Origin of the sequence: Saccharibacillus sp. JS10, assembly GCF_024436065.1 — a bacterium.
In the GTDB taxonomy this organism is placed as follows: Bacteria; Bacillota; Bacilli; order Paenibacillales; family Paenibacillaceae; genus Saccharibacillus.
Genome location: NZ_JANFNS010000001.1, coordinates 873,386 through 899,823 on the forward strand (window position 1 = coordinate 873,386; position 26,438 = coordinate 899,823).

Sequence of the window (26,438 nt, forward strand, 5' to 3'; positions counted from 1 at the left end):
AAACTTTGTGTTTTTTGCGCGCAGCGGACGACAATTTACTTGGGGAAATAGAGAAAGAAGGTCGTTTATAGATGGCATTAGATGGAATCGTGACCCGAGCAATAGTAACTGAACTTTCCGCGCTTCAGGGCGCAAGAATTAGTAAAATTCATCAACCTTCCGGCAATGATATTATTTTTCAAATCCGTTCACGCGAAGGCAACAAAAAATTACTGATCTCCGCAAGCCTGACTTATCCGAGAGTTCAATTTACCGATCAATCGTATATGAATCCACCGGAAGCGCCTATGTTCTGTATGCTTTTGCGAAAACATTGCGAAGGCGGCGTAATCGAAAAAATCGAACAAGTCGGCATGGAACGTATTTTGCATTTTTGGATCAGACAACGTGATGAAGTCGGCGACGTATCGCTAAAAAAATTGGTGATCGAGCTGATGGGACGTCATAGCAATATCATTTTGCTGGATGCTTCGAACGATACGATCTTGGACGGGATTCACCATGTGACGCCCGCGATCAGCAGCTACCGTATTGTGATGCCGGGCTTCAAGTATCAAGAACCTCCGCAGCAAAATAAATGGAATCCGCTTGAAGTAACGCAAGAGCAGTTTGAGCAAAAATGGAACGAAAACTTTGTTGATCCTCCGATCAATCGACTCGTCGATTTATTTACCGGGATGAGTCCGCTGATCGCTCAAGAAATCTTGTACCGCGCTACAGGAGAAAAAACGCCTGGCGAAACTGCTCCCGATTCTTCATCTGTATGGACGGTATTTGATGAGCTGATGTCGAATGTCCGCGAAGGCAATTTTGCTCCGACTAGCGGTGTGAATGCACGCGGCAAATTAGTATTTTCGGCAATCCCGCTCACTTTGATCGAAGGCGAACAACGCAAGTTTGATTCGATTAGTCTATGTATGGAGCATTATTACGGCGACAAAGCCGATCGGGATACGGTTAAGCAAAAAGTCAGCGATCTGCTTAAGTTTATTCAAAATGAACGCGGCAAAAATGTAAAAAAACTCGATCATTTAGACAAAGATCTTGAAGAAGCCCAAGATGCCGAGCAGTACCGGATTCAAGGCGAACTTCTTTTTGCTTCGCTACATGAGTTAGAGCGCGGTATGAAAGAAATCGAGCTGGTCAACTTTTACGACGAAGAACAGCGCCCGATTAAGATTCAGCTCGATCCATTACTAAATCCTTCGGACAATGCCCAGCGCTATTTTAAAAAGTACAATAAATACAAAAATAGCTTGAGCGTGATCGATGCGCAAATCAAAAAAACGCATGAAGAAATCGTGTATATGGATAGTTTGTTACAGCAACTCAATGATGCTTCGCTTCGGGACGTGGATGAAATTCGCGCCGAGCTTGCCGAGCAAGGGTATGTGCGCAGCCGTGCTCCTCGCGGTAGCAAAAAGAAAAAGAAGAACGACAAACCGACCCTGCATCTCTACACTTCTTCGGAAGGAATCGAGATTTACGTCGGCAAAAACAATCTGCAAAACGAATTTATTACGAATCGTCTAGCTCATTCTAGCGATACTTGGCTGCATACCAAAGATATTCCGGGCTCGCATGTCGTGATACGTAGCAATGAGTACGGCGAAGATACATTGAATGAAGCGGCGCAACTAGCGGCATACTTCAGCCAAGCCAAACATTCAAGCAGCGTTCCGATCGATAGCACCCAAATTCGCCATGTCCGCAAACCAAGCGGCTCCAAACCGGGCTTCGTGATTTACGATCATCAAAAAACTTTGTTTGTCACACCTGACGAAGATCTGATCAAGTCGTTGCCAAGCACCGTTAAAAATAGCTGATTTCTTTTATGCTTGCATCAAAAAAGGTGGGTCTCTGTTATAGAGACCCACCTTTTTCGTTATTCAGCAGACGCATTTAGCCGCAAAGCTTCGACAGACGACTTTTCTACCGTATAAGCGCCTAACTCGCCATGAAAGACTTTGCCTTGTCGAACGCCGTGATAATCGGACCCGGCTGTAGTCAGCAACCTGTATTCCTCAGCAAGCTTTCCGTAACGTTCTACGGCTTCGGTATCATGATCGGGATGAGAGACCTCGATTCCTATCGGTTTCGCCGATTCAATCACTGCGCGTACAACCTGATCGTCTCCGTATAATCCTGGATGCGCAAGCACCGGTACACCTCCTGCTTCACGGATCCAATCAGCAGCTTCGCTAGGCGAAATTCTTGTTAACGACACATAAGCCGCCGCACCTTCCGCCAAATATTTATCGAATGCGTCACGCAGATCGACCGCATATCCTTTGCTTACTAATAAATCCGCCATATGCGGACGTCCGACACTTTCGCCCGGCTTGATTGGTCGACCGCTTCGTTCTTTCACTTCTTCTAGCGTAATCTGAATTCCAAGTTCCCGCAAACGACTCAAAATCATATCGTTTCGTTGATCTCGAATCCCGCGTAACCCTGATAATCGCTCCAAAAACTTCTCGTCCTCGACATTTACAAAATAACCGAGCATATGAATATCTGTATGTTGGAAGCGGATACTGATCTCAATACCGGGAATCAGATCAAGACCTACAGATGCCGCTTGTTTTGCTGCTTCTTGAACACCGGCAACGGTATCATGATCTGTCAGCGCAATCCCTGCAAGCCCTCGCTCTAGCGCAATTCGTACCAACTCCGTTGGCGTATTCATTCCGTCTGAAGCCGTGCTGTGCATATGCAGATCGTAAAACTTTTTCTCGCTCAATGAAGATCGCTCCCTTCTTGAAGTTGTTCATCGATCTGGCGTTGCCGTAAAAAATTCAAAAAAGCGACTGCCGCAATAGGAAGTAACGTCGATTTCAATCGAACCGAATAAAATTGGCGTTTGAAAGACGCATCGGAAATTTGAACGACATGTAGCAGACCCAGCGCCAGTTCATGCTTAACCGAAGAAGGCGACAACATCGTCACACCTAAGCCCGCTTCGACCGCGGATTTTACTGCGCCTGTACTCCCTAGCTCCATCACGGTTTTGAGATCAGCAGGATTTAATCCTTTGGCTTTCCATTCTTGCTCCATGACTTGCCGTGTACCCGAACCTTCTTCTCGCAAAATGAAAGGATGTTCTGACGCTTCTTCTAACGTAATGGATGATCGACTCGCAAGAATATGGTTAGCGGGCACAATCAATTGCAATTCGTCTTGCATGACCGATTCGCTAATCATATCTGGATGAACAACAGGCGCTTCAACCAGACCAAAATTAAGGGTATGCCGAGAAATGCCATCTAAAATTTGCGTCGTGTTCATCACTTGAAGAGAGATCGTAATATCGGGATGCTGCTGTCCAAAAGGAACGAGTAACGGCGGCAACGCATACTCACCTATTGTATTGCTTGCCGCAAATTGTAATCTTCCTTCTAGCTTCTGCATAAAACGCGACATCTCTAGATCCGTTTCCCGCATCAATTCAATACTACGCCTTGCAAAAGGCAACAGCATACGACCGGATTCGGTCAGCTCGATTTTTTTGGTCGATCGATTCAGCAGTTTTGTACCGAAATATTCTTCTAGCGTCTGGATTTGCATCGTCACTGCCGGTTGCGTCATGTGCATCGCAAGTGCCGCTCCCGAAAAACTTCCTTTCTCTGCAACCATATGAAAAATATGTAGTTGGTGAAAATTAAGTGCCATCGTTCATCCTCTCCTCATAAAAAAAAGCATGAAAATAAATTTTCATGCCACCCTTACGTATTTTGTTCCTGACTTTCTCCGCTTCTTCAATCATCGTCCAGCTTACGAAACGTTTCGCTCTGTTACTTTTTTTTACGTCCATTCTTCATCAGCGTCATTCTGCGCGAATGTCGGAGCCAAGAATAATAAGACTTCAAATCTCGCAACTCGATCGTTTCCGACATTTTCCCCAAAAACGTAACGATGATCATTTTGTGTAGAGGTCCACCATCGATTGGATAAGGGCCTGCCAATTCACCGAATTCGGCAACAACGACAATATCGTCATCGATCAAATAAACGTCTTCTTCTTTTCGATAATACGAAACGATCCGTTTATTTTGGAGACATTCCCAGAGCCAGTCCGTCATCTCTTCCGTACTTTTTTGTCCGCTTTCGATCCGATCGCTATAGCGGCTTTTGGCATGATTCGTAATAACGATGTCTGCCACCTTTTTGTCGCCGAGAGCGATGAAAAAAGGTTCGTAAGTGCTCCATCGTTCCGTCGCCTTATCCCGCACCATTTATCACTCTCCAGAGACTAGACTGTAGTCTTTTTTTTGGGTTCGTTACACTCACTGGAAAATCAATCGTTTTTTGCTTGAATTGTCCGCCAGTGGTGTATACACCTTCAATTATAATAGGTCTTTGTATCTATGTATATATACCCAGTATATTACATCATGCCTCATGTTTATACAAGTTAATCTCTAGGAGTTAATTATAAACGTTCGTAAAGAGTCTACGGTGTAGAAGAAGCGGCCCTTAAATGGGCCGCTTCCTAATCATCCTATGCACCTAACATTCGTTCAGCTCGACATCGCTTCGGAATCTGGCAACTCTATTTCAAGTTCAACATCTTCCGGAAGTTTACTGCCGTAGTCTGTTTTCAAATCTGTTCGATGCGATCTTTCGATTTTGCGCACATAAGAAAGTCTGCGCATATGCTTTGCCGTTTCCTCGGCACGATCGGCATTCAGATAAACGACAGCGTAGTGCATCCGGCGCGATACGTAATGAAGCGTTCCATATTTCTCTAAATTACGTGCCGCTTTGAGGTCGTTGACCCATACGATATAACCGATCCGTTCCGGAACCATAATGCTCGCACCTTCTTTCTGTAATAAACCGACCGAGCTTTTAGCCGCAGCCGCAAGAACCGCCGCTTCCGCATCCTTGCTTAGGTAACGGATTATTGCTCGGTACTTTGATATTCGAAGACACTGAGTATGCGATAGTCTCCGACATTTCAAAGAGCAAATCGTCGAGTGCTTGTTCAGCTTGTTTGAAACGCATTACAGCTTCGATACGTTCCATTTCTTGCTCGACGACTTCGACATCTTCTTTCGCAGCATGATAATTCGGATGAAAATGTCCAAAGCGCTGCGTTTCTTCAAATAATTCTTTTTTGGCGTTCAGCTTGCCCATCAAAACCTGCACTTCAGGATGCTGCTGCATCGCTTCGCGCCAATATAGATAATCCGCAACTTCGACAGAACCATTGATCATATCGCCCAATTCATATGCGCTCATAAGCACACCGGCCATGTCGACTGTTTCAATCTCCGATACGCTCATTTTGTCATCACGCTTCTTTGCTGGAACTCTACCCGTTCCCACCCGGGAAGGGCAGGTACGATTATCATAGCACAACACCGAGAAGGATGTAAGCCTTTAACAGAAGGACGTTGCGGGAGAAAAATTGGCATTAATTAGTGAGCAATATACCGTTTAGCCAACATCTTGGGACTTTAATGCAGCTTCCGCCATACCGATTAGTAAAGAAGCCGATGCCATCATCGCCGTCTCGTCAAAATCAAAACGAGGATGATGATGAGGGTACGTAAAGCCTTTATCCGCATTACCCGCTCCCACGAGCATGAAGCAGCCCGGACGTTCTTGCAAATAATAAGCAAAGTCTTCAGCCGGCATCAGTGGTGTTGCCTTTTCGACTTTGAAATCAGGCAAAACTTTTGGCGCAACTTCGAAAAAACGCTCCGCTTCTTGCGGATCGTTGACTAATGCCGGATAACCAACCAAATAATCGACATTCGCCGACGCACCGTAAGTCTCTGCAACTTGAGCGCTCATACTTTCGATTCGGCGGCGAATCAAAGCGCGGGTCGATTCATCGAATGTACGAACGGTACCTGTAATTTTTGTTTTTTCCGCGACTACATTTTGAGCCGTTCCTCCGCTAATCGTGCCGATACTTAGTACAGCAGGACGAAGCGGATCGACTGAGCGGCTTACGACCGTCTGCAATTGCATGACGAGAGCAGAAGCCGCTACCACGCTATCTACCGCTTCATGCGGCATTCCGCCGTGACCCCCGCGTCCGGTAATCGTAATAAAAAATTCGTCAGTCGAAGCCATCATTGGCCCGCCTACACTCGCTACCGTTCCGACTGGAATCGGCGTCCATAAATGAACGCCATAGATCGCGTCTACCCCTTCTAACACTCCGTTATCGATCATCGGTCTAGCTCCGCCTGGGCATACTTCTTCGGAAGCTTGGAAAAGTAACCGGATTTCTCCTTGCAAAGTGTCTTTGCGATCCGCGAAATAACGTGCGACTTCAAGTAAAGTGGCGGTATGACCGTCATGACCACAAGCATGCATCACGCCGTTTTTGGTAGAACGGTAAGGTACGTCGTTTTCTTCTTGAATCGGCAGAGCATCCATATCCGCTCGCAGCGCGATTACACGTCCCGGCAGCGCTCCACGCACGGTTCCGATCAATCCATATCCACCTAAGCCGCTTCGTACTTCGATGCCGAAACTTTCTAACTTTTCGGCTACAAAGTTTGCGGTCTCGCGTTCTTGATAAGATAACTCGGGATGCTGATGCAACGTTCTACGCCACTGCACCATGTCTTCGAACTGTTGTTTCACCGTTTCATTCATGATTTCAGGTCCCTTCAATTTGGCTTCTCGCTTGTCTTTGGGTTATTGTAGCAAAAAATGAAAGCCTCGCCCAGCACCACGTCCACTCTTGCACCGTGCTTTCAAAGCGACTATGATGAAAGATGAAGTTTTTATAGACAGATCTACGTTTATATAAATATCGGTTAAGCATTATACACATAAACGGCGCTTTTCGCAGCGGCCGCCGAAGGATTGAACTTACATGAGCACAATAAGAAGCAACAAAATGAAACAAACAGGCCGCTCAAATGTCCAAACGAAAACCAAGCCGCCTAAAGCTCCACCGGATTTTCAACTATTGATATTGACTTTTATTTTGACCGGCTTCGGTCTATTGATGGTATTCAGCGCAAGTTCGAGTTTCACTTTGTTAAGTAGTAAATTCAGCAACAATCCTTGGTTTTTCACGTTATCTCAATTTCAATATGCTTTGCTCGGAATTATCGTTATGTTAATTACAATGAACATTCCATACAAAAAATTCAAAAAATTATTTATTCCTATGTTTTTATTAACCTTTATTTTATTAATCGTTGTATTATTTATGCCGGCACGTAATGGTGCACACAGCTGGATCACAATGGGTTCATTTACCCTTCAGCCGACCGAGCTTGCCAAGATCAGTACCATTTTGTACCTTGCAGCTTTAATTTCAAAAAAAGGCGACCGATTCCGCGATCTAAAATCAGGTTTTATGCCGGTATTCGTTATCGTATCCGTCATCGCCGGGCTTGTTATGCTTCAACCTGACTTTGGTTCGTGTATGATTCTCGTTTTAGCTTGTCTGATCGTGATCTACGCAGGCGGTGCAAGTATGAAGCATATTCTCGGTTCTATGCTTATTGTCGCCATCATGCTCGGATTGTTTCTTGGAGCCAAAACGCTGCTCACGCCCAAAACGGTCGATGAAGCCAATGCGACTTCCGGATATCGGGTTGACCGGATTCAAGCGTATTTGAATCCACTCGCCGACCCGCATGGCTCTACGCAAAACTTGCTTAACTCGTTGATTGCAATCGGTGAAGGCGGCCCTACCGGAGCGGGTTACGGACAAAGCATTCAAAAACTTTCATACTTAACGAATCCGCACAATGACTTTATTTTTGCAATTATTGGCGAAGAATTCGGATTTGTCGGCACAGCCGTCTTTTTACTGCTTTATCTGTACTTCTTATGGAGAGGGCTATTGATCTCACTGCGTTGCCCAGATATTTTCGGTACATTGACAGGTGTCGGTATCGTAGGTCTGATCGGTATTCAAGCTTTTGTTAATATAGGCGGTGTTACGAATACCATCCCGCTTACCGGCGTCACGCTTCCTTTTATCAGTCACGGAGGCACTTCGCTGTTGATTACACTATTCAGTATGGGGATTCTGCTCAGTATTTCGCGCGATTCCAAAAAAGTAAATCCTTCGGTCAAGCAAGAATCAACGGAAACGGTGACAGAAACCGAACGTCGTCCTGCATTATACCGTTCACGTTAATGATTTTTGCCGCTAATCGCTGATATGACTAAAAGGCTTTCTCAGACCAATCTGAGGAAGCCTTTTTTTGAACACTTTTGGAATTAACGGATGCGGGAAGGTTCTTCAATCGAAATATCGTCTTTGAACGCAACGCCTTCAACTTTCACATTGACTTCAACGACTTTTAATCCGGTCATATTCTCTACCGCTTCGCGGACGTTTTGCTGCAACATCCGGCAAACTTCATGAATCGGCGTCTCGTACAATACGATGATTCGAAGATCTACAGCGGTCTCTAATTGACCGACTTCGACAGTTACGCCTTTCTGTACGTTTTTCCCGCTCAGACGCTTTGCCCAACCTTCGGACAATCCCCCTGACATCGCTGCGATCCCCGGTGTTTCCAGCGCAGCCATTCCTGCAATCTTAGCTACAACTTCGTTAGCGATACGTACATCTCCATTGTCCAATTGCACTTGCTCAGACATGACCATCCCTCCTAACTTCATACCTCTATTTTAAAGGCTAACCCCCTTCTAGCGCAAATACCGTTTTTGAATTTTTTTCGCTCCAGCATCTCCGTATCGTTTCATTCTCTATAAAATTGATGTATATGTGAAAAGGAGTTGTTATCTTTATTTTTACATACTTTATGCAAAATGCTGACGGAGGCTTACTTACATGAAAAAAATGCTTTCTCCAATCTTACTGATTTTAACTTTTTTGCTGAGCGCTGCCGGTCATCTTCTTCATTGGAATCCCACATTGGAATTTGTGCTATCGGCAATATCCGTTATTTTTGTCGCTGGATTTCTTGGAAAAGCTACGGAGAGTGTCGCGCATTATGCAGGTCAACGTCTAGGCGGGTTTCTGAATGCGACATTCGGCAATGCGGCTGAATTGATTATCGCGATTTTGCTTGTCAAAGAAGGGCTTTTCGACATGGTAAAAGCGAGCTTGACCGGATCGATTATCGGGAATCTGCTGCTCGTGCTGGGTTTGAGTTTATTTGCTGGCGGTGTGAAATTCAAAGTCCAGCGCTTCAACGTGTCGCTTGCAGGAATGAACGGTTCGCTTATGATCGTGGCAGTGATTGCTTTATTTGTTCCGGCAGTCTTTTTAAACACACACTCGATCGAAGGATTACAGATTAATACACTTAGTCTGATCGTCGCTGGAATCTTAATCGTCTCTTATATTGCTTGGCTTCTCTTCTCCTTGGTTACACACAAAAATTATTTGGAAGATTCCGTAGTATCGGCACCAGCGACATCAGGAGCAAGCAGGGCTTCGACGGTTGTCGGCAGCCCGGAAACGACGCCTTCTGCGTCTCCAGCTTCTTCCGAGGAAGAACACGGTCCTGCTTGGTCCAAAAAACGTTCGATCTTGTATCTGGTGATCGCTACCGTTATGGTCGCTTTTGTCAGCGAATGGTTGGTCGGCACTTTAGAGACGTTCACCACACAATTCGGGCTGAGTGAGTTATTCGTCGGTGCTTTCGTGGTCGCAATTGTCGGCAATGCTGCTGAGCATAGCGCGGCTGTTATGTTGGCTTTGAAAAATAAAATCGGCGCTTCGGTCGAAATTGCGGTCGGAAGCAGTCTACAGATTTCATTATTTGTCGCTCCGGTGCTGATCTTCGTCAGCTTCTTTATGGGTGGTCTGAACGGAACAATGGATATTGTGTTCTCGACGATTGAGATTGTGGCGATTGCCGTGTCGGTTTTCGTTGCCAAATCGATTATCCAAGACGGCGAGACCAACTGGTATGAAGGGCTGCTGCTTATTGCCGTTTATCTGATTCTCGGCGTATCGTTTTTCATGGTTCATTAATTTGTACAACTATAGCTTATAGCAAACAAAAAAAGCGCGTTAGGAGAATGTTCTCCCGACGCGCTTTCATTATGTCGAAGTCTTAAAGAAGAATTCGTCTGCTATTCTCTGTTATTCATAGCTTCGTACAGAACAGCCAGGTTCCGTTCTAATTTACTTACGATCTGCTTGCCTTCTGTTTCTCCGACAAGACCTGCACGAATCGCAAAGTCGACTTGTCTCGAAAATCCGTACATTTGCGTATCCAGCACTTCCTCATAGAGAGGACAGTAGCGGGTCGCCAGATTCTCCATCTGAACTTCAATCAATTTTTCAATTTTATCGGCATCTTCTTGAAGAAGATTGGCTGCTTTGATTTGGAACTGCTCTTGCACATCAGATGAAGTCATATTTTCTCCCCCCTATGCCTGAAAGTGTGGCCGGCGTTTCTAATCTAATATTAGTCGAATTCAAAAGGTAATACAAGAACCTACTAACAAAATGTAAACGCAAACGCACAAAAAGCATCGCCTATTGAAATAGGCGATGCTTAACTGATCGCTTAAAAACGATTATTCAGGTGCAATAACCACGTTCAAGTCATGTTTTTCGAACACTTCAACCATGCCTGCTTTTGCTTCTTCAGCGTCCGGGCCGATTACGTGCAATTCATACTGCTGATTGCTTACCAACGTTGTGAACAATCCGAGGATGCTTTTCACGTCGATATACTTGTTTTCGGCTTGAAGAACGATTGAAGAAGAATAGCGGGATGCGGTTTGCGCGATTTCAACAACCGCAGCATTGTTTTTAGCCATAAATATCCCTCCGTCTGAGATTCAAAATAGTAACAGGTTGCACAAGGTTATGATAACTTGTATCCGCTTTCTTATCAACCGTTTTCGGCTTTCCTGAAACATTTTGTACAATTAAAACCTTACTTGAGCTGGTCAGGGTTTAGACATTCCAGTTCCGGTACAACGAAAATGCCGTCTTTACGAATCAGTCGATCGTCGAAATAAATTTCGCCGCCGCCGTATTCAGGACGTTGAATCAACACGAGATCCCAGTGAATCGAAGAACGGTTGCCGTTATCGGCGATTTCGTAGGCTTGCCCCGGTGTAAAGTGCAGACTTCCTGCGATTTTTTCATCAAACAACGTATCTTTCATCGGTGTCAAAATATAAGGATTAAATCCGATTGCGAATTCGCCGATATGGCGAGCGCCTTCGTCCGAATCCAAAATTTTATTCAACTTCTCGGTGTCGTTAGCTGTCGCTTCGACAATTTTGCCATTTTCAAAACGGAACGTGACATTCTCAAAAGTGATGCCGTTGTACACGCTAGCCGCATTATAAGCAATCGTTCCGTTAACGGAATCTCGTACAGGCGCTGTATACACTTCGCCGTCTGGAATATTCGCCGTTCCCGAACATTTGATTGCCGGAATATTTTCGATCGAGAAAGACAAATCGGTGCCAGGCCCTACGATTCGAACTTTCGATGTTGCGTTCATCAGCGTTTGCAGCGAGTCTTGCGCACGATCCATCTTCGCATAATCGAGATTGCAGACGTCAAAATAGAAATCTTCGAATGCTTGCGTGCTCATATTCGCCAATTGAGCCATACTTGCGCTCGGATAACGCAAAACAACCCATTTGGTACGTTTCACACGTTGTTCGCTATGTACCGGATGGTTATAAAGCGAGTTGTACATTTTCATTTTTTCTTCCGGCACATCCGCTAATTCATTCACGTTTTCACCCGAACGAATCCCGATATAACCTTGCATTTGCTTCATTTGGTGCAAGTCCGCATCTGCCCAAGTTTTAATCATATCTTCCGTTGCATTCATTAGCAGTGTGCGCTGTACTCTTTTATCGGTTAACTTCACAAACGCATTGCCGCCAAGTGCGGTAATTTCTTCTACGACAGCTTGAAGCAGATCGCGTTCAGGGCCGATCATTTCAACCAAAATATTTTCGCCCGGCTGTACATCAACCGAATAGCCTGCTAGATTTCGGGCTAACTTTTGTACTCTAGGATCGCGCATATGATTAGTTCCTCCTATAACGAATACCGATTTTCAAATCGATCTTTCGTGTGAATTGAACGACGGTCAACTAAAAGTTGCGTCGATAACTTTATCATTGTAGCACTTCTCTTTCTTGAAGTCATGACTCATTGTATCGTTAAAAAAACCAAAAATGTTCTGTCGGCGAGTACGTGACCGGATCAGAACAATTTTGGCTTTTGAAAAGTTAAACAAGGGTTCGACGATGAAGTGACTCTTATTCAGCTAACGCTATTCGAATCCGATTACGACCGCTATGTTTGGCTTGATATAACGCCATATCCGCTCGGTAGAATAACGTCTCTACACTGATCGTCGCGTCGCTTTTGGACCATTCGGCTACTCCGCAAGACACAGTGACCGAAGGATCGGTCTCTTCTTCGACCAGACTTCGAATACGCTCTGCCACAAGCAGTGCTTCATCCAATGTCGTCTCCGGAAAATAAACGGCTAATTCTTCTCCACCCCAACGCGCAGATACATCTGTTGTCCGTATCGAAGTTCTCATAATCTCGCTAATTTGTTGCAAAATCGAGTCTCCGATCTGATGCCCGTAAGTATCGTTAACCTGCTTAAACCGATCAATATCGATCACCAGCAGCGCACCTTTGGAACCTTCCGACTGATGGACATGAATCCGTTCATCCAGATAACGCCGAACATGCAAGCCAGTCAATGTATCGCGGTTCGCTACACGTTGTAGCTCGGCATGTAACGTCGCATTGCTGACAGCCAAACCGATATGTGTCGATAACATTTGCAGCAGCTTGAAGTTTTCGTAAGAAAAATAATGAGCATCTTGTTGAGCCAATAACACGGCACCCATCACTTGTCCGTTCGAAATCAGCGGTGCTGCGATCATCGAACGAGCTTCCGTCAAATCCATAAACCGCGAAGAAATCGAAGAATCCAAATAATCCAGTACGATAATCGGTTCTTGGGTCAACAATACCTGCCCGCCGTATCCGTAATCGCGACTGAACGATACCCCTTCCAGCTCCGGCATACTGCATGCCATCACTTCAAAACAGTCTTCCGCTCGATTATCTTTTAAAATACAACAATATTGAGCGCCGAAAATTCCGCCTAATTCTTGAATCGCAAAAGAAAACACATCGCTCAATTGCAAATTTTGATTCAGTTTTTTTGTTAATTCGTTAATCAGAAGCAGTTCTCGAATCAACAAATTAGACTGTTCGTATAGTTTGGCATTTTCAAAAGCTTTTCCTGCTGTATCGGATATGCGGTTTAGCAAATCCGTATCCAGGCGTGCCGGAGGCAAATCAACCACAAAATGAAAAATGCCATATACCCCCTGATGCCCCGTCAAAGGCAATGCCACTTCAACTTTCTGAAAAATAGTAGTTGTTAAAACAGGCTGCACTTCAACACTTCCACGCATAAAAGCTGCCATACAAATATCTTGCTTGCGCTGATCCAGTAAATCCGACTTTAAATGCGGATTGCTGCTTTGATAATCTTGGGTCATTAACAGTCTGCAATCAGCAGACGGATAAAGGGCAAGTACGATTCGCAATAGTTCTTCGAGTACACCGTCTATACTGAATTTGTCATAAAGACGCCGAACCATACGAAATAAAGATAAATCTCCGCGCAAAGCATGGTCTGCATGATGTTGATTGTACAATGTATCTTGGATAAACGAATATTCCAATCGTTGATAAAAACAGGTACGAAAATGCGCCGCGCTCAGTTCAACAATATTCAGCAAATGAGCAGCCTGTGGGTCTTCGACGAAGCATCCGAGCACTGCAAATACCTCTCCGCCATTTCGAGTCAAAATCGGCACGGCTAAAGTCGAACGCCGCTTCATAAATTCGCTTTCATGTTGATCTGGCGAAACCCATACCGGTTCTCTTCGTGCAAGAGCTAACCATCCGGCGTGCTGAGGTTCTTTTTTCAATTGAGCAAGTAGCGAAGGTTCTCCTTCTGCCGGCTCACCTTCATGATTAAATAAAAACCATTCCATTTTGTTTTTTTGCAAGACTTCGACATTTTGCTTTTTCCAATCGATAAAACTTTCTCGCAAAAGGGGATCTATATAAGGAAAGTCGGTTGTGGCGATATCTACCGACTGAATCCAAAAAGATGAATCTTCACGGGATATAACCGGAAACAATGCGTCACCGATCGGATGAGAACTTGCATCTCCTACGGGGTTTTCCTCTGTACGTTCGGACATAACTTCTCTCCTTTGCCGAAAACAATACCTAACTGAAACCTCATGTACTTATTGAAGTCGATCTTCTTTAAGTGTTGAACCTGTACATGATTCGAGCTGATCGTTTTGTTAAAAATTTTTCAACAAAAATGAAGCTCAATCTATTAATACAAATACCTCTTTCCTAATATTACTCTTTTCGTCCCAGTTTTGCATCTTATTTTTCACTATTTCTACCCTTTATTGGGTCTTTCGACTCAAGATTGTTATGGATTGATAAAATTTGGTCTAAAACGTGTTTTATTTCTTTATTTTTAGACTTGACGCCTTGCTACTTATCCTATAAAATTTAACGATGTATGAACGCCGGATACCTACGTATCCGGGTGTAACGGTGCGTCACCCTCACGCGTTTTGTAGCGATCGGAACAGCGGCTGAACTCTTCCGATACGAGTACGTTGATTCGTTTCTTTTTTTATGTAAAAAGATTCGTCTCCGGCCTGCGTACACACTACAAAATACGGCGCACACGATTCCCCGGTCATTACACATGACAAAGGAGTTTTTCCAATATGGCACGTTATACAGGTCCTAAATTCAAACTCAGCCGCCGCCTCGGTATTTCCCTGAGCGGTAACGGCAAAGATCTTAAGCGCAACTTCCCACCGGGTCAACACGGTGCGAACCAACGCAGAAAACAAAGCAACTACGGCATGCAGCTTCAAGAGAAACAAAAGCTGCGCCACATGTACGGTCTGGGCGAAAAGCAATTCCGCACATTGTTTGCAAAAGCACAAAAAATGCAAGGTATCGCCGGCGAGAACTTCATGTTCCTGTTGGAAAGCCGTCTGGACAACCTCGTTTACCGTATGGGCTTTGCTAACTCCCGCGCAGGCGCGCGTCAGTTGGTCGCTCACGGTCACGTAACTGTTAACGGTAAAAAAGTCGATATCGCTTCTTACGCTGTAAGCCTTGGCGACGTTATCGGTCTTCGTGAAAGAAGCCGTAACCAAGCTTCTGTTAAAGAAGCTTTGGAAAACCGTAACCATGTACCAGGTTACATCGAGTACAACGAAGCTGCTCTGGAAGGTAAATACCTTCGTTTGCCTGAGCGTGCAGAATTGTCGCAAGAAATCGATGAGAAACAAATCGTCGAGTTCTACAACCGTTAATCGAAAGTTCTGGATCATACTCGCAAGCTTTGTGCTTGCGAGTATTTTTATATGCACCGATATTCCTCCATCTTTTTTCCTGGCATACATAAATTCATCCTTCCTTGTGCCCTCCTCCCCATTTCTTATGCAGTTTTTCTTGTTTTTGTGCTATAATAAGCCCTGTTCAAAAGGAGGAAGATACGCTAATGGCTGATGAGAATAAAAAGCCCAAAAGTAAATCTCCCGTCGAGAAAAGATCGTTTTTCCGCAAAACGTTAACCTTTTTCAAATGGGTTATCATTCTAGGATTTGCGGGAGTTCTTTTCGGAGGAGGCGCGGTAGCAGGGTATATTACCTCTGTACTCAAAGATGAGCCAGTTCGTACGCGAGCAGCGATTGAACAGGCGATCGACGAGAACGCGATCACGGGCTTCGCCTATTTCCGAGACAGCGCTCCGATCGGTCAGCTTCGTACTGATGAAGATCGAAGACCTGTTGGGTATGATCAAATCCCCGAAAGTGTGATCGATGCTCTGGTGTCGATCGAAGACAAAAGCTTTTTTGAGCATCCGGGTATCGATACAAAAGGTACACTTCGAGCAGTCAAGCAAAAGCTGCTAAACGAACCGGTGCAGACTGGCGGCAGTACCCTGACTCAACAGCTCGCACGCCGGGTATTTTTGAGTCTGGATAAAACGAGCGATCGTAAAATCAAAGAGATTTTGCTTTCCTTACGCATGGAACGTTTTTTGTCCAAAGAAGAAATTATGACGGCTTATCTCAATAAAATGCCGTTTGGCAAAGGTTCAGCTGGCTACAATTTATTTGGCGTTAAAGCCGCTGCAAAAGGGATTTTCGGCTTGACCGATCCTTCGCAGCTGAACTTGGCGCAATCCGCTTATTTGTCGGGTCTCCCTCAGCTTCCGACGACGTACTCCGCTTTTGATAGCCAAGGTCGTTTCAACGAAAAAGGCTTCAAAAACGCAGTGAGTCGTCAACACCGTGTACTTTCTAATATGAAAGAAGACGGAAAAATTACGCAAAGCGAATACGACGAAGCTTTAAATTTTGATCTGCAAGGTTCGCTCGCTGGTCAGCAACCCAGGTCGTATGCGACTTACCCGTATCTGATGAACGAAGTCGAACGCGAAGCAACCAAAATTATGATGACGTTGCAAAATCCGGGCGATGATTCGTCAACTGAAGGCAACTCGTCTTATGAAGCTGCGAATCAAATGCTGTTAACAGGCGGTTATCGCGTTTATACGACAATCGATCGAGATATCTACAAAACGATGCGTAGCGTCGCAGACAATCCATCCAATTTCGGCGCTGCCGATCCACAAGGGCTTCCGCAGCAACTTGCTGCAAGTCTCGTTGATCAAAAAACAGGCGCTGTGATCGGAATGATCGAAGGTCGTAGCTTTAGCACGTTGGAGATGAATCTGTCCACGCAAATGAAACGTCAACCGGGTTCGACGATGAAGCCAATTGCGGCTTACCTACCGGCTCTGGATGCTGGATTGATTCAACCGGCTGGCGTACTTGACGATGCACCGATCATTTTCCCAACCGGATCGACGTATCATATTCCAAAAAATGCGAACGGACGTTATCAAGGCTTGGTAACCGCTCGTTACGCACTGAATCAATCGCTTAATATCCCGGCACTTAAACTGTTTAACGAAAAAGTCGGTATTGATAAAGCGTGGGCTTTTGCGAAAAAACTGGGGATTACAACGATTACCGATACCGATTATAAAGCACAGACCGGTGTGCTTGGCGGAATGAGTCAAGGCGTAACGGTCAAAGAACTGACAGGTGCTTATGCGGCTATCGGTAACGGCGGTGAATTTAATGAAACGTATATGATTGACAAGATTGTCGACTCCAAAGGCAAAATTGTATACAAACATCAAATTAACCCGAGCCGCGTCTTCTCCAAACAAACGGCTTACTTAATGACCGACATGCTGGAGAGCGTCATCAGCGACGGAACAGGTAACGCTCGCGGCAGCAGTATTCCACAGATGTTCAATCAGTATGGAAATATTCAAGTTGCGGGTAAAACCGGTTCTACGCAAGATTACGGCGATGTCTGGTTTATGGGCTTCACGCCTGACGTCACGCTTGGCGTATGGGCAGGTTATAACGAACCAGTCAATACAATGAATGACGACAAAGGACGCGCTCGCGTATTGTGGTCGACGATCATGAACGAGTTAACTGCTTCTCGCCCAGAATTGTTCGAACACAAAACCTTCACAGAACCGGAAGGTATTGTAACGAAAACCGTATCCGGCTTTAGCGGCAAACTTCCGACCGAATTGACCGTTCAATCGGGCAAACTCGTTACTGATATTTTCAATGCCAAATATGTCCCGACCGATTATGATGACGGACTGGTAAATGCGAAGTATATCGTCTACAACGGAGTCAATTATGTTCCGCATCCGGAAACACCGGACGATATGGTTCTCAAAAAAGTAACGGTAAACCGGGAAAAACCGATTAATGAATTAATTATCGAACTCAAAAACGCATTGTCCAAAATGCGTAACGCTCAATCGCTCGAATATTATATTCCAGCCGATGCCGGGGTTGATATGCCAAAAGAAGTCGATCCGCGTAATGATGACGGATATGCGCCTTCTGCTCCAGTAAACGTCTGGATGAACAATTCAGGTACAGCGATTGCGTTTACAGCGAATCCGGAAAACGATGTCGTTGGATATCGTCTCTATAGTTCGTGGGACGGCGGTTCTTCATTCAGTTACGCAGGAACGGTTCGAACCGGAGATTTCCTACAATTCCAGATCGCCCGAAGCTCAGCTCTACATCGCGTCGTAGCTGTCGATGTAGCCGGGAACGAATCTTCGCCAAGCCGAACCGTAGGCGCTGTAGCCAGCCCTCCTCCGGTGGTGCAAGAAACTCCGGATGTTCCTCAAGACCAACCGGTTGTCGAAGGAAATGTCGTGCCGAATGAACCGGAAGAAGATTCGGAAGAATCTCAACCGATCGGCGAGATCGGAGGCGGTACGTCTGCAGAAGAACCTGAGACCCCTGCTGTGGAAGAAGAAGCGCCTCCCGAAGCAATTCCTGTTCCATCGACGCCGGGACAACTTCAAGCTAATCCTTCTGCAACAGGCGCGAAGCTAAGCTGGAATGCATCGGAAGGAGCAACATCGTACACGATCTATTTCAGTCCAACCGCTGATGGAGCGTTCAGTCCGATCGGAAGCACTTCTTCCGCTAGCTTCACGTATACGGCGCAAGCACCATTTGAAGCGTTCTTCAAAGTCTCGGCTTCAAATGAATCAGGCGAATCACCGAAGTCGCAAACGCTGCATACGGCTAGTCAATAAAGAAACGGCTTCTCGAATCTTAAGTTTGAAAAAAGAGTATCAAAAAAGCCTTAAATTCCGATAAACCGGAATTTAAGGCTTTTTTTCGTGAACCTTTTAAACATCTGTATACGAAAGGGTTTGCACCCGACTGAGCATAGTTTCGACAACAGCAAAAGATCGATTAGATGCTAACTCCGTGAACTCAGAAAAGCTTGTAGAAGCTTCTCCATTCGCTTTGTCAGACATGGAGCGGATGACGACATAAGGAATAGCATTCATTCGGCATACCTGCCCAACAGCTGCGCCTTCCATTTCTGTGCAGACTCCTTCGAATTGTTCGCGAAGCCGTTGCACGTCGCTGCGATCTGCTACAAATCGATCTCCAGACAAGACACGCCCGGTATAAAAAGAAACGTTTTGTATACGGCAAGCTTCTTCAGCTTGCGCGATCAAAGCAGCATCTGCCGGGAATATCGATTCAACATGAGCTGGAATAATGCCTGGAGCATAACCCAACGGCGAAGCATCCATATCATGCTGCATACTATCCGAAGAAATGACGATATCGCCGATCTGCAAATCAGGATGCAGCGCACCGGCAACACCCGTAAAAATCAACGAAGAAACTTTAAATTCGCTGATCAAAATTTGCGCGGTAGCGGCAGCGTTCACTTTGCCGATACCGCTACGGCATACCACGACGTTTGACCCGTGCAATCTACCTTCTGTATACGTAATACCCGCAACGGTTCGGCTGCGTGGTTCTTCCAATACATCCAGCAGCAGCATAATTTCTTCATCCATTGCTCCCATTAAAGCAATAGGACGATCCAAATTTGGGCTCATACTCATCATCGGTCTTAGTCGTTCACACGAGCGACAGACAGACGGAGAATCGTTTCGTGTGGCAAAATGACTTGCGAATTTTCAACATTTTCTTTTTTCATGAGCTTCGTGAGCAGACGCATTGCCACAGCACCGATGTCGTACATCGGCTGAGCTACAGTCGTCAACTGAGGACGTACCATCGAAGCCATATGGATATTATCGACACTGATGATCGATAAGTCATCCGGTACTTTGTATCCTTCGTCTTGCACACTATGAATAGCACCGATTGCCATTTCGTCTGTTGCTGCGAAAATCGCTGTCGGTTTTTGTTTGAGTCCGAGGAAATACTTCATCGCTTCTACGCCCGATTCATAACGGTAGTTCCCGATCCGAACCAGGTCTTCTTGGTATTCGATACCCGCTGTTTCCAGCGCGCGCTTATACCCTTGGAAACGCGAATAGCCGTTTGCAGGATCTTGCAAAGTTCCGCTAATCATTGCGATTTCGCGGTGTCCGTGACGGATCAAAGTGCTTACCGCGTCGAACGCAGCGACTTCATGATCGATATCGACAGAAGGAATCGTACCGTTTTCATCTTTGGTCGCGCAAAGAACAATCGGCACCGATGCCGTCTGGAACGCTTGAATATGATCTTCGGTAATCGTTCCGCCCATGAAAATGAGTCCGTCTACTTGCTTTTCAAGCAGGGTATTGATAACGCGAATTTCTTTGTCTTTCTTTTTGTCGGCATTACATAAAATAATATTGTAGTGATACATGTTTGCGATGTCTTCGATGCCTCGAGCGATCTCAGCGAAAATCGAATTCGCAATATCAGGAATGACCACGCCTACTGTTGTGGTCTTTTTGCTTGCTAGACCACGTGCTACTGCATTTGGGCGATAGCCGAGACGTTCAATCGCTTCATATACTTTTTTGCGAGTTTGGGGCTTTACGTTAGGATTGTTATTGACAACCCGAGATACGGTCGCCATCGAAACTCCTGCTTCACGCGCCACATCATAAATAGTTACCGTCACATCTGTTCTCTCCATTGCCAGTAAATTTTTCAATCATGTTTCAATGAATTACTTTCAAGCTTTCATTAGTACCATGATACGATAAATTTCAGTCGCGTGCAATGTTAACGCTTTAATTTTTCTATAAAAGAAAGCTGTCTTACGACAGCGCTTCTTGTAATGCGGCAGCAGTGATTTTACCATGAGAAGTGTTCCATACCGCCAATCCGTTTTTGAGCAAAATGACTTGTGGAGAAGCATGTTCAACACCTAAGCGGTCTGCGGCTTCAAGCGATACCGGACGATCTTCGACAACATGAATCAGCTTGTACTCGGCTTCTTCATTCGGCGAATCCCCTAAATAACGTTGGGCTTCGGCATACGCTCCTGCGCTAATCGGGCAACGTGTGCTATGTTTGAGTACCAATACCGGCTGCTCTTTCGATTGTTCGATGGCTGCCTCCAACTCTTCGCTGCTACTAATTTGCGTGAATGTACGCATCATCCAGTCCCCTTTCTGATTTTCAATAATTAGGTTATTTCTGTGATGGTATTAGTGTAACAATCAAGCAAAATGAAGTCAAAATTCATTTATTTATGCCCAGGAAAAACGAATTTCGTTTTCACCCGAAAGCACTTTTTGCGTGAGCTGTAATAAACGTGCTTCAATCTCAGCCATCCAAGACTGATCATGCACATCGCTCGCGCATCGATATAGATCGAGTAACGTATTGATTCTTGCTGCACAAACCGTTTGCACCTCAAGCTTAAAAGCATCTTTGGTATCGACTTCGCTACTTGTAAAAACTTTGTAGATAATGTAAGCCAACTCGTTAAAATCCGTGTAATCCAGTCCGTAAGACTTGTTCTCAAGCGGCAAACTTTGCAGCAAAAGACTCAAATCTTGCTGAACCCAAGGCAGTATTTCTTCATGTTCGCATTTCGGGCAAATCACTATTGGTACATTGTCGATGCTGATTTGCTTTTTGTAATCCACAAGCCGAAAATCCAGATCGAACCTTTGTCCACATTTGCAATATTCAAACATCTTCCAACCCCTCCAAACATGAGACATTTTTTTGGAAAAACCGTCTTTACTTTCTATCAGCCAAAATAGACATATAAGAAACAGAAATATCCACCTGATGAAATAGATTCGCTATGAATCGTGTAAATTCCTGCTTGTTTTCTTAAATAGTTAAGCGCTTTCAGTAAAAAATTGATGTGAAGCTTTCTGACACTTTTTGCGGTTGTGATTATGGACTGCTACAATAATAGACGTTATGATACGATATTTCACAAAACAATGAGAAAGGAACGGTGACTTATGCGTCTTCATGGAAAAAAAGTAATTGCATTGGTTGATGAAGAATTTGAAGATTTGGAGCTATGGTATCCGATCTACCGTGTCCGCGAAGAAGGAGCCGAAGTTCATTTGGTCGGCGCCGAAAAAGGCAAAACGTATATCGGAAAGTATGGGGTTCCTGCTCAAGCGGAATATGCGTTTGACGAACTAAACAGTGCCGATTACGATGGCATTTTGGTTCCGGGGGGTTGGGCGCCGGATAAGCTAAGACGTTATCCGAAAGTGCTTCAATTTGTCCGTGAAATGCACGAAGCCAAAAAACCGATCGGACAAATCTGTCATGCGGGCTGGGTGTTGGTGTCTGCCCGTATTCTGGAAGGGGTCACGGTAACGTCTACTCCTGGCATCCGTGACGATATGGAAAATGCGGGCGCGACCTGGAAAGATGAAGCCGTTGTGGTAGACGGGCATATTATTTCGGCTCGCAGACCGCCGGATCTTCCTCCTTATGGTGTGGCTTTTTGTGACGCCTTGGCGGGGGAGTAAATTAGGCAGAGTTTCTGTTACATGATGGAAGCTTGTGGGTGAGGCGGAGCTGCGGGAGAAATTCGTTCAAGCCGCTGTTTCACTCGGAAAGTAGAATGAGATTTCAGGAAGAAGCTTTCCGGGTTCAAAGGCGTCTTTCACTGAATTTCTCCCTCCGCTCTGACTCTGCTCGGCTTAATTGGAATAGAAACTTGGATGGAGCGCCCCGCAAAGGGCGCTTTTTTTGTGTGGGTGGGGAAAGAATGAGTACATAAAAAGGGACGTCGAAGTTTTGGATTCGACGTCCCTTTTCAATTAAGGGCTGACCGGGGTGACGAATTCGGACAGAAGGCGTTCGATTTCGCCGGAGCGAGACAAACGGAAACTTTGGCGACCGATTTCGCGGGCGACAGAAGCGTTTGTGTTCAGCACGCGGTGTTTGACTCGCAACAGAGATTGCGGTGACATACTGAGTTTGTGAATACCCAGTTCCAACCAGATCGGAATGGCGCGTTCGTCTCCGGCGAGTTCGCCGCACACGCTGACTTCGATGCCGCGTTCATTTGCGGCTTGAGCGGTCATGCGAAGCATCCGCAGCACAGCTGGATGGAAAGGATGGTACATATGCGCGATCTGTTCGTTCATCCGATCGACAGCCAAGACGTATTGTACCAAATCGTTGGTTCCGATACTGAAGAAATTCACTTCTTCTGCGAGTAAATCGGCGATAGCCGCCGCTGCCGGAATTTCGATCATGATTCCGACTGCAAGATTTCGATCGTACTCGATTCCTAATTCATCCAGTTGCTTCATCGCTTGGTATAACAGCTCTTTGGCTTGCCGAACTTCATCCACCGATGAAATCATCGGGAACAATAACCGAACTTCGCCGAAAGCACTGGCTCTCAAAATTGCACGAAGTTGCGTTAAGAAAATATCTGGTCGATCCAGACAGATTCGAATCGCGCGATAACCCAGAAACGGATTATCTTCTTCCGGCAAAGCAAAATAATCGAGCTGCTTGTCTCCCCCAATATCAAGTGTCCGAATGACTACCGGATGACCACTTGCCCGCTCTGTAATTCGGCGGTAAATCTCAAACTGTTCTTCTTCGCTAGGGAATTCGGAACGATCCATATACAAGAATTCGGTACGGAACAATCCAACGCCTTGCGCACCGTGTTTTAAAGACGTTTCCAATTCTTTGAACGAGCTAATATTCGCAGCAAGCGTCATTTTTTCTCCGTCACGTGTAACCGCATCGACTTCCGCCAACAATTGAAGTTGTTCTTTTTTGCGTTGTAACTTCAATCGTTTTTGTTCATACTGCTGTTGAATTTCGGTGTCAGGATCGACGAAGACGAACCCTTCTTCCCCATCGATCACCAGCAACTCGCCCGTTTGGAAAGCTTCTTCCCGCTTGCCTTCAAGCCCCGCAACAAGAGGAATCCCGATGGCGCGTGACATAATCGCCGTATGAGACGTTTTACCGCCGATCAAAGTCACAATCCCCAAGACATGATTCGGATTAAGATGAACCAATTGCGACGGCGACAGTTCTTTTGCCACCAAAATATAAGGCTGTGTATCTGACGGAAGCTTAATTTCCGGTGCGCCGAGTAAATGCTTCAGCAGACGGTTACCTACGTCTTTAATATCGGTCGCACGTTCTTTCATATATTCGTCGTCGAGCAGGTCAAACATCGTAACGAAATGGTCGATCGCTTCTTTGACAGCCACTTCCGCTGCTTTGTACTGACGCTCAATGATGCCTTTGATTTCACTCATAAAGACCGGATCTTCCAAAATCGCCAAATGCGCATCGAAAATACTCGACTCTTCGGGGCCGACCATTTCTTTCACTTCTTTTTTCATATCTTCGATCTCGGAGCGAGATGTGCGAATTCCTTCGGTCAGACGTTCAAACTCTCGGGTCAAATCGACTACGTCCATTTTCTGATCCGGTACATCCCACTCCCATGTTGGCAAAACAAAAGCTCTACCGATTGCCACGCCAGGTGCTGCTCCGATCCCGATGATCATGTTGTTCCCCCTCTCTTGTTTTTCAATCCATTCGTTTTTGGATTCAAGTTTATTCATGTTGGGCTTTTCTCCTTGTCATATAGCACAACCGACATGACCGACGCTTGTCCTTTTTTGACCGCTTTGAACGGTGCAAAGCTCCAAGAGCGTACACGTTCCGGGTTGGTAATTAACATAGGCGTTGCTAACGATTTGGCTTTTTCGCGAAGCAGCGGCAAATCGAATCGGATCAGCAATTGTCCCGGTTCCACGATATCCCCTACTTGTACGAAAGCTTCAAAAGCACCTTCGATATGCGAGGTATCGATTCCGATATGCAGCAATACGTCAACATCTTCGTTGGTACGAATACCCAACGCGTGTTGCGTAGGATAGATATGCAAGACCGTACCCGCTACCGGCGAAACAAGTTCGTCTTTTTCCGGAATAAAAGCGACTCCGTCTCCAACCAGCTTTTTCGCAAAAATCTGATCGGGTACTTCATCAAGCGGAATCATTCGACCTTGCAGCGGAGAAGCGAACAGCACATGATCCAACTCGCGATCAACCAATTTGTTAATTTCTTCGCGAATCAATTCGGAATACGTGCCAAATACGACTTGTACATTGCCGCCGCCCAATCGAATCAGACCTGCCGAGCCTAAAGATTTTAGCGCATGACGATCGATTTTACGATCGTTTTTGACCGTCAACCGCAGCCTCGTAATACAAGCTTGCACTTGAACGATATTTTCTCGACCGCCCAATGCTTGCAAAATCAATGGCGCACGGTAAGGAATATTGCCTGCCCAGTCTTCAAGCGTTGAACCTTCTTCACGTCCAGGCGTCGGAATTTGGAATTTACGGATCGCCCAGCGGAACAACACATAATAGCCCAGACCGTAAATGATTCCGATTGGAATCAGAAGCCAACCATTCGTAGATAAGTGGAAATTAAGTACAAAATCGATTAAACCTGCCGAATATGAAAAACCGTGATGAATATCGAGTGCGTAAGTTAACCACATCGCAAAACCTGCCAGTACCGCATGCAGCGCAAAAAGAAACGGAGACGCGAATAAAAACGCAAACTCGATTTGTTCCGATACGCCGGTGAGCAAACAAACTAGCGCTGCACGGACAAACGTTTTGCGTACTTTCGGTTTTAAGTCTTCACGGGCTTCATGGATAACTGCCATTGCCGTAGCAGGCAAAGCAAACATCATGATCGGGAATAACCCCGCCATAAATACCCCAGCTGCCGGGTCTCCTGCAAAAAATCGTGGCAGATCCCCTTGCACCATCATGCCGGAAGCCGTTTCGTAAGAACCGAATTGGAACCATACGACGTTGTTCAGGAGATGATGAAGACCGAATGCCGATAACACCCGGTACAAAATTCCGTAAATGAACAGCCCAAACCCGCCGGTTGCTTGTACTTCAAGTTGCAATAGATTAATCAGAGCTTGTAAAATCGGTCCAATCGCTAACATTGCAAAAGCAAATAACGCCGATAACAATCCCATAAATAGCAAAACAAAACGCGATCCACCAAAAAACTGGATCGTTTCCGGAAGCTTAAAATCTTTAAACCGATTGTATAAAGCACCGGCAATCGCTCCAAGCAAAATGCCGATCAATGTTGTCGGTTGAATCTGACCGCTTGCAAAATGATCAATAACTCTTTCGTAGATGGTCATACCCATCAGTGCCGCTAGCCCGGCATACCCCGCTTGATTGGCAAGCCCTAATGCTACGCCTACCGCAAAGATATAAGGCAAATAAAGAAATACGCCTGATCCTGCTACATTCAACGCTTCGGACACAGCCGGAATTCCCCAAGCTCCCCAGGGGAGACTGCCTACGCTGAGCAAGATCGCCGCAGCCGGCAAAACCATAGTAGGGATCATCACAGCACGGCCAAGCTGTTGAAGCGAACCTAACCAATTCAAAGACGTCCCTCTCCTTTCTTCCTCCAAATGTTAAGCGTTGAAGATCGCTTTGTAAAGCATTATGTACACAAATAAAGACCGCACTTTTGACTTGTGCGGTCTGCTC

The 26,438-nt window shown here is 45.6% G+C and carries 23 protein-coding genes; 6 read left to right on the forward strand and 17 right to left on the reverse strand.

What is annotated here, in order from left to right; genetic code table 11:
* The first annotated feature begins 71 nt into the window (after positions 1-71).
* Entirely contained in the window at positions 72-1,826 is a 1,755-nt protein-coding gene (locus NOM90_RS03975) for an Rqc2 family fibronectin-binding protein (protein WP_255940147.1), read from the forward strand.
* Positions 1,827-1,885: 59 nt separating this feature from the next.
* Here the strand turns inward: NOM90_RS03975 and NOM90_RS03980 are convergent, their stop codons facing one another.
* The 6 genes from NOM90_RS03980 to NOM90_RS04005 form a co-directional block, all read right to left on the reverse strand.
* Entirely contained in the window at positions 1,886-2,713 is an 828-nt protein-coding gene (locus NOM90_RS03980; RefSeq protein ID WP_255940549.1) for a PHP domain-containing protein, read from the reverse strand.
* A 26-nt stretch (positions 2,714-2,739) separates the two neighbouring features.
* Complete coding sequence (locus NOM90_RS03985) at positions 2,740-3,672, reverse strand: LysR family transcriptional regulator (RefSeq protein WP_255940148.1); 933 nt, start codon at positions 3,670-3,672, stop codon at positions 2,740-2,742.
* 122 nt (positions 3,673-3,794) lie between these two features.
* Complete coding sequence (locus NOM90_RS03990; protein ID WP_255940551.1) at positions 3,795-4,232, reverse strand: hypothetical protein; 438 nt, start codon at positions 4,230-4,232, stop codon at positions 3,795-3,797.
* 288 nt (positions 4,233-4,520) lie between these two features.
* A complete protein-coding gene (locus NOM90_RS03995) occupies positions 4,521-4,811 on the reverse strand; it encodes a YlbG family protein (protein ID WP_255940149.1) in 291 nt (96 codons plus the stop codon).
* 40 nt (positions 4,812-4,851) lie between these two features.
* On the reverse strand, positions 4,852-5,289 hold the full coding sequence (locus tag NOM90_RS04000) for a YlbF/YmcA family competence regulator (protein WP_255940150.1): 438 nt from the start codon (positions 5,287-5,289) through the stop codon (positions 4,852-4,854).
* A gap of 153 nt (positions 5,290-5,442) precedes the next feature.
* A complete protein-coding gene (locus NOM90_RS04005; protein ID WP_255940151.1) occupies positions 5,443-6,618 on the reverse strand; it encodes a M20 family metallopeptidase in 1,176 nt (391 codons plus the stop codon).
* Positions 6,619-6,841: 223 nt separating this feature from the next.
* Here NOM90_RS04005 and ftsW point away from each other — a divergent pair, with 223 nt between their 5' ends.
* Complete coding sequence (ftsW, locus tag NOM90_RS04010) at positions 6,842-8,125, forward strand: putative lipid II flippase FtsW (RefSeq protein WP_255940152.1); 1,284 nt, start codon at positions 6,842-6,844, stop codon at positions 8,123-8,125.
* Between the two features lie 83 nt (positions 8,126-8,208).
* Here ftsW and NOM90_RS04015 read toward each other — a convergent pair whose 3' ends face one another.
* Positions 8,209-8,595, reverse strand: a complete 387-nt coding sequence (locus tag NOM90_RS04015; protein WP_255940153.1) for an Asp23/Gls24 family envelope stress response protein — start codon at positions 8,593-8,595, stop codon at positions 8,209-8,211.
* A gap of 193 nt (positions 8,596-8,788) precedes the next feature.
* Here NOM90_RS04015 and cax point away from each other — a divergent pair, with 193 nt between their 5' ends.
* Entirely contained in the window at positions 8,789-9,940 is a 1,152-nt protein-coding gene (gene cax / locus NOM90_RS04020; protein ID WP_255940154.1) for a calcium/proton exchanger, read from the forward strand.
* 101 nt (positions 9,941-10,041) lie between these two features.
* Here the strand turns inward: cax and NOM90_RS04025 are convergent, their stop codons facing one another.
* The 4 genes from NOM90_RS04025 to NOM90_RS04040 form a co-directional block, all read right to left on the reverse strand.
* On the reverse strand, positions 10,042-10,329 hold the full coding sequence (locus NOM90_RS04025; RefSeq protein ID WP_255940155.1) for an Fpa/YlaN family protein: 288 nt from the start codon (positions 10,327-10,329) through the stop codon (positions 10,042-10,044).
* Positions 10,330-10,491: 162 nt separating this feature from the next.
* Positions 10,492-10,737 (reverse strand): HPr family phosphocarrier protein, encoded by a 246-nt coding sequence (locus NOM90_RS04030; protein WP_255940156.1) that lies wholly within the window; start codon positions 10,735-10,737, stop codon positions 10,492-10,494.
* 119 nt (positions 10,738-10,856) lie between these two features.
* Positions 10,857-11,972 carry an aminopeptidase gene (locus NOM90_RS04035; RefSeq protein WP_255940157.1) on the reverse strand — a complete coding sequence of 372 codons (1,116 nt, stop codon included), beginning with the start codon at positions 11,970-11,972 and terminating at the stop codon, positions 10,857-10,859.
* Positions 11,973-12,210: 238 nt separating this feature from the next.
* Positions 12,211-14,196, reverse strand: a complete 1,986-nt coding sequence (locus NOM90_RS04040; RefSeq protein WP_255940158.1) for a sensor domain-containing diguanylate cyclase — start codon at positions 14,194-14,196, stop codon at positions 12,211-12,213.
* Between the two features lie 552 nt (positions 14,197-14,748).
* On the opposite strand from NOM90_RS04040, the gene rpsD reads away from it, so the two are divergent.
* On the forward strand, positions 14,749-15,348 hold the full coding sequence (gene rpsD, locus NOM90_RS04045; protein ID WP_255940159.1) for a 30S ribosomal protein S4: 600 nt from the start codon (positions 14,749-14,751) through the stop codon (positions 15,346-15,348).
* 188 nt (positions 15,349-15,536) lie between these two features.
* On the forward strand, positions 15,537-18,695 hold the full coding sequence (locus tag NOM90_RS04050; protein WP_255940160.1) for a transglycosylase domain-containing protein: 3,159 nt from the start codon (positions 15,537-15,539) through the stop codon (positions 18,693-18,695).
* Positions 18,696-18,791: 96 nt separating this feature from the next.
* Here the strand turns inward: NOM90_RS04050 and NOM90_RS04055 are convergent, their stop codons facing one another.
* The 4 genes from NOM90_RS04055 to NOM90_RS04070 all read right to left on the reverse strand — a co-directional run bounded on the left by NOM90_RS04055 (position 18,792) and on the right by NOM90_RS04070 (position 21,575).
* On the reverse strand, positions 18,792-19,511 hold the full coding sequence (locus NOM90_RS04055) for a 5'-methylthioadenosine/adenosylhomocysteine nucleosidase (RefSeq protein WP_370866559.1): 720 nt from the start codon (positions 19,509-19,511) through the stop codon (positions 18,792-18,794).
* A gap of 26 nt (positions 19,512-19,537) precedes the next feature.
* The gene (gene ccpA / locus NOM90_RS04060; RefSeq protein WP_255940162.1) at positions 19,538-20,548 is read right to left on the reverse strand and encodes a catabolite control protein A; all 1,011 of its coding nucleotides are present in this window, start codon (positions 20,546-20,548) and stop codon (positions 19,538-19,540) included.
* Positions 20,549-20,687: 139 nt separating this feature from the next.
* Positions 20,688-21,029, reverse strand: a complete 342-nt coding sequence (ytxJ, locus tag NOM90_RS04065; protein ID WP_255940552.1) for a bacillithiol system redox-active protein YtxJ — start codon at positions 21,027-21,029, stop codon at positions 20,688-20,690.
* Positions 21,030-21,122: 93 nt separating this feature from the next.
* Entirely contained in the window at positions 21,123-21,575 is a 453-nt protein-coding gene (locus NOM90_RS04070) for a hypothetical protein (protein ID WP_255940163.1), read from the reverse strand.
* A gap of 279 nt (positions 21,576-21,854) precedes the next feature.
* Between NOM90_RS04070 and NOM90_RS04075 the strand changes: the two genes are divergently transcribed.
* Positions 21,855-22,379: a type 1 glutamine amidotransferase domain-containing protein gene (locus NOM90_RS04075; protein ID WP_255940164.1), complete on the forward strand. Its 525-nt coding sequence runs from the start codon at positions 21,855-21,857 to the stop codon at positions 22,377-22,379.
* A 294-nt stretch (positions 22,380-22,673) separates the two neighbouring features.
* Here NOM90_RS04075 and ptsP read toward each other — a convergent pair whose 3' ends face one another.
* A complete protein-coding gene (gene ptsP / locus NOM90_RS04080) occupies positions 22,674-24,401 on the reverse strand; it encodes a phosphoenolpyruvate--protein phosphotransferase (protein ID WP_255940553.1) in 1,728 nt (575 codons plus the stop codon).
* Positions 24,402-24,454: 53 nt separating this feature from the next.
* Positions 24,455-26,332 carry a glucose PTS transporter subunit IIA gene (locus tag NOM90_RS04085; protein WP_255940165.1) on the reverse strand — a complete coding sequence of 626 codons (1,878 nt, stop codon included), beginning with the start codon at positions 26,330-26,332 and terminating at the stop codon, positions 24,455-24,457.
* Between the last annotated feature and the right edge of the window lie 106 nt (positions 26,333-26,438).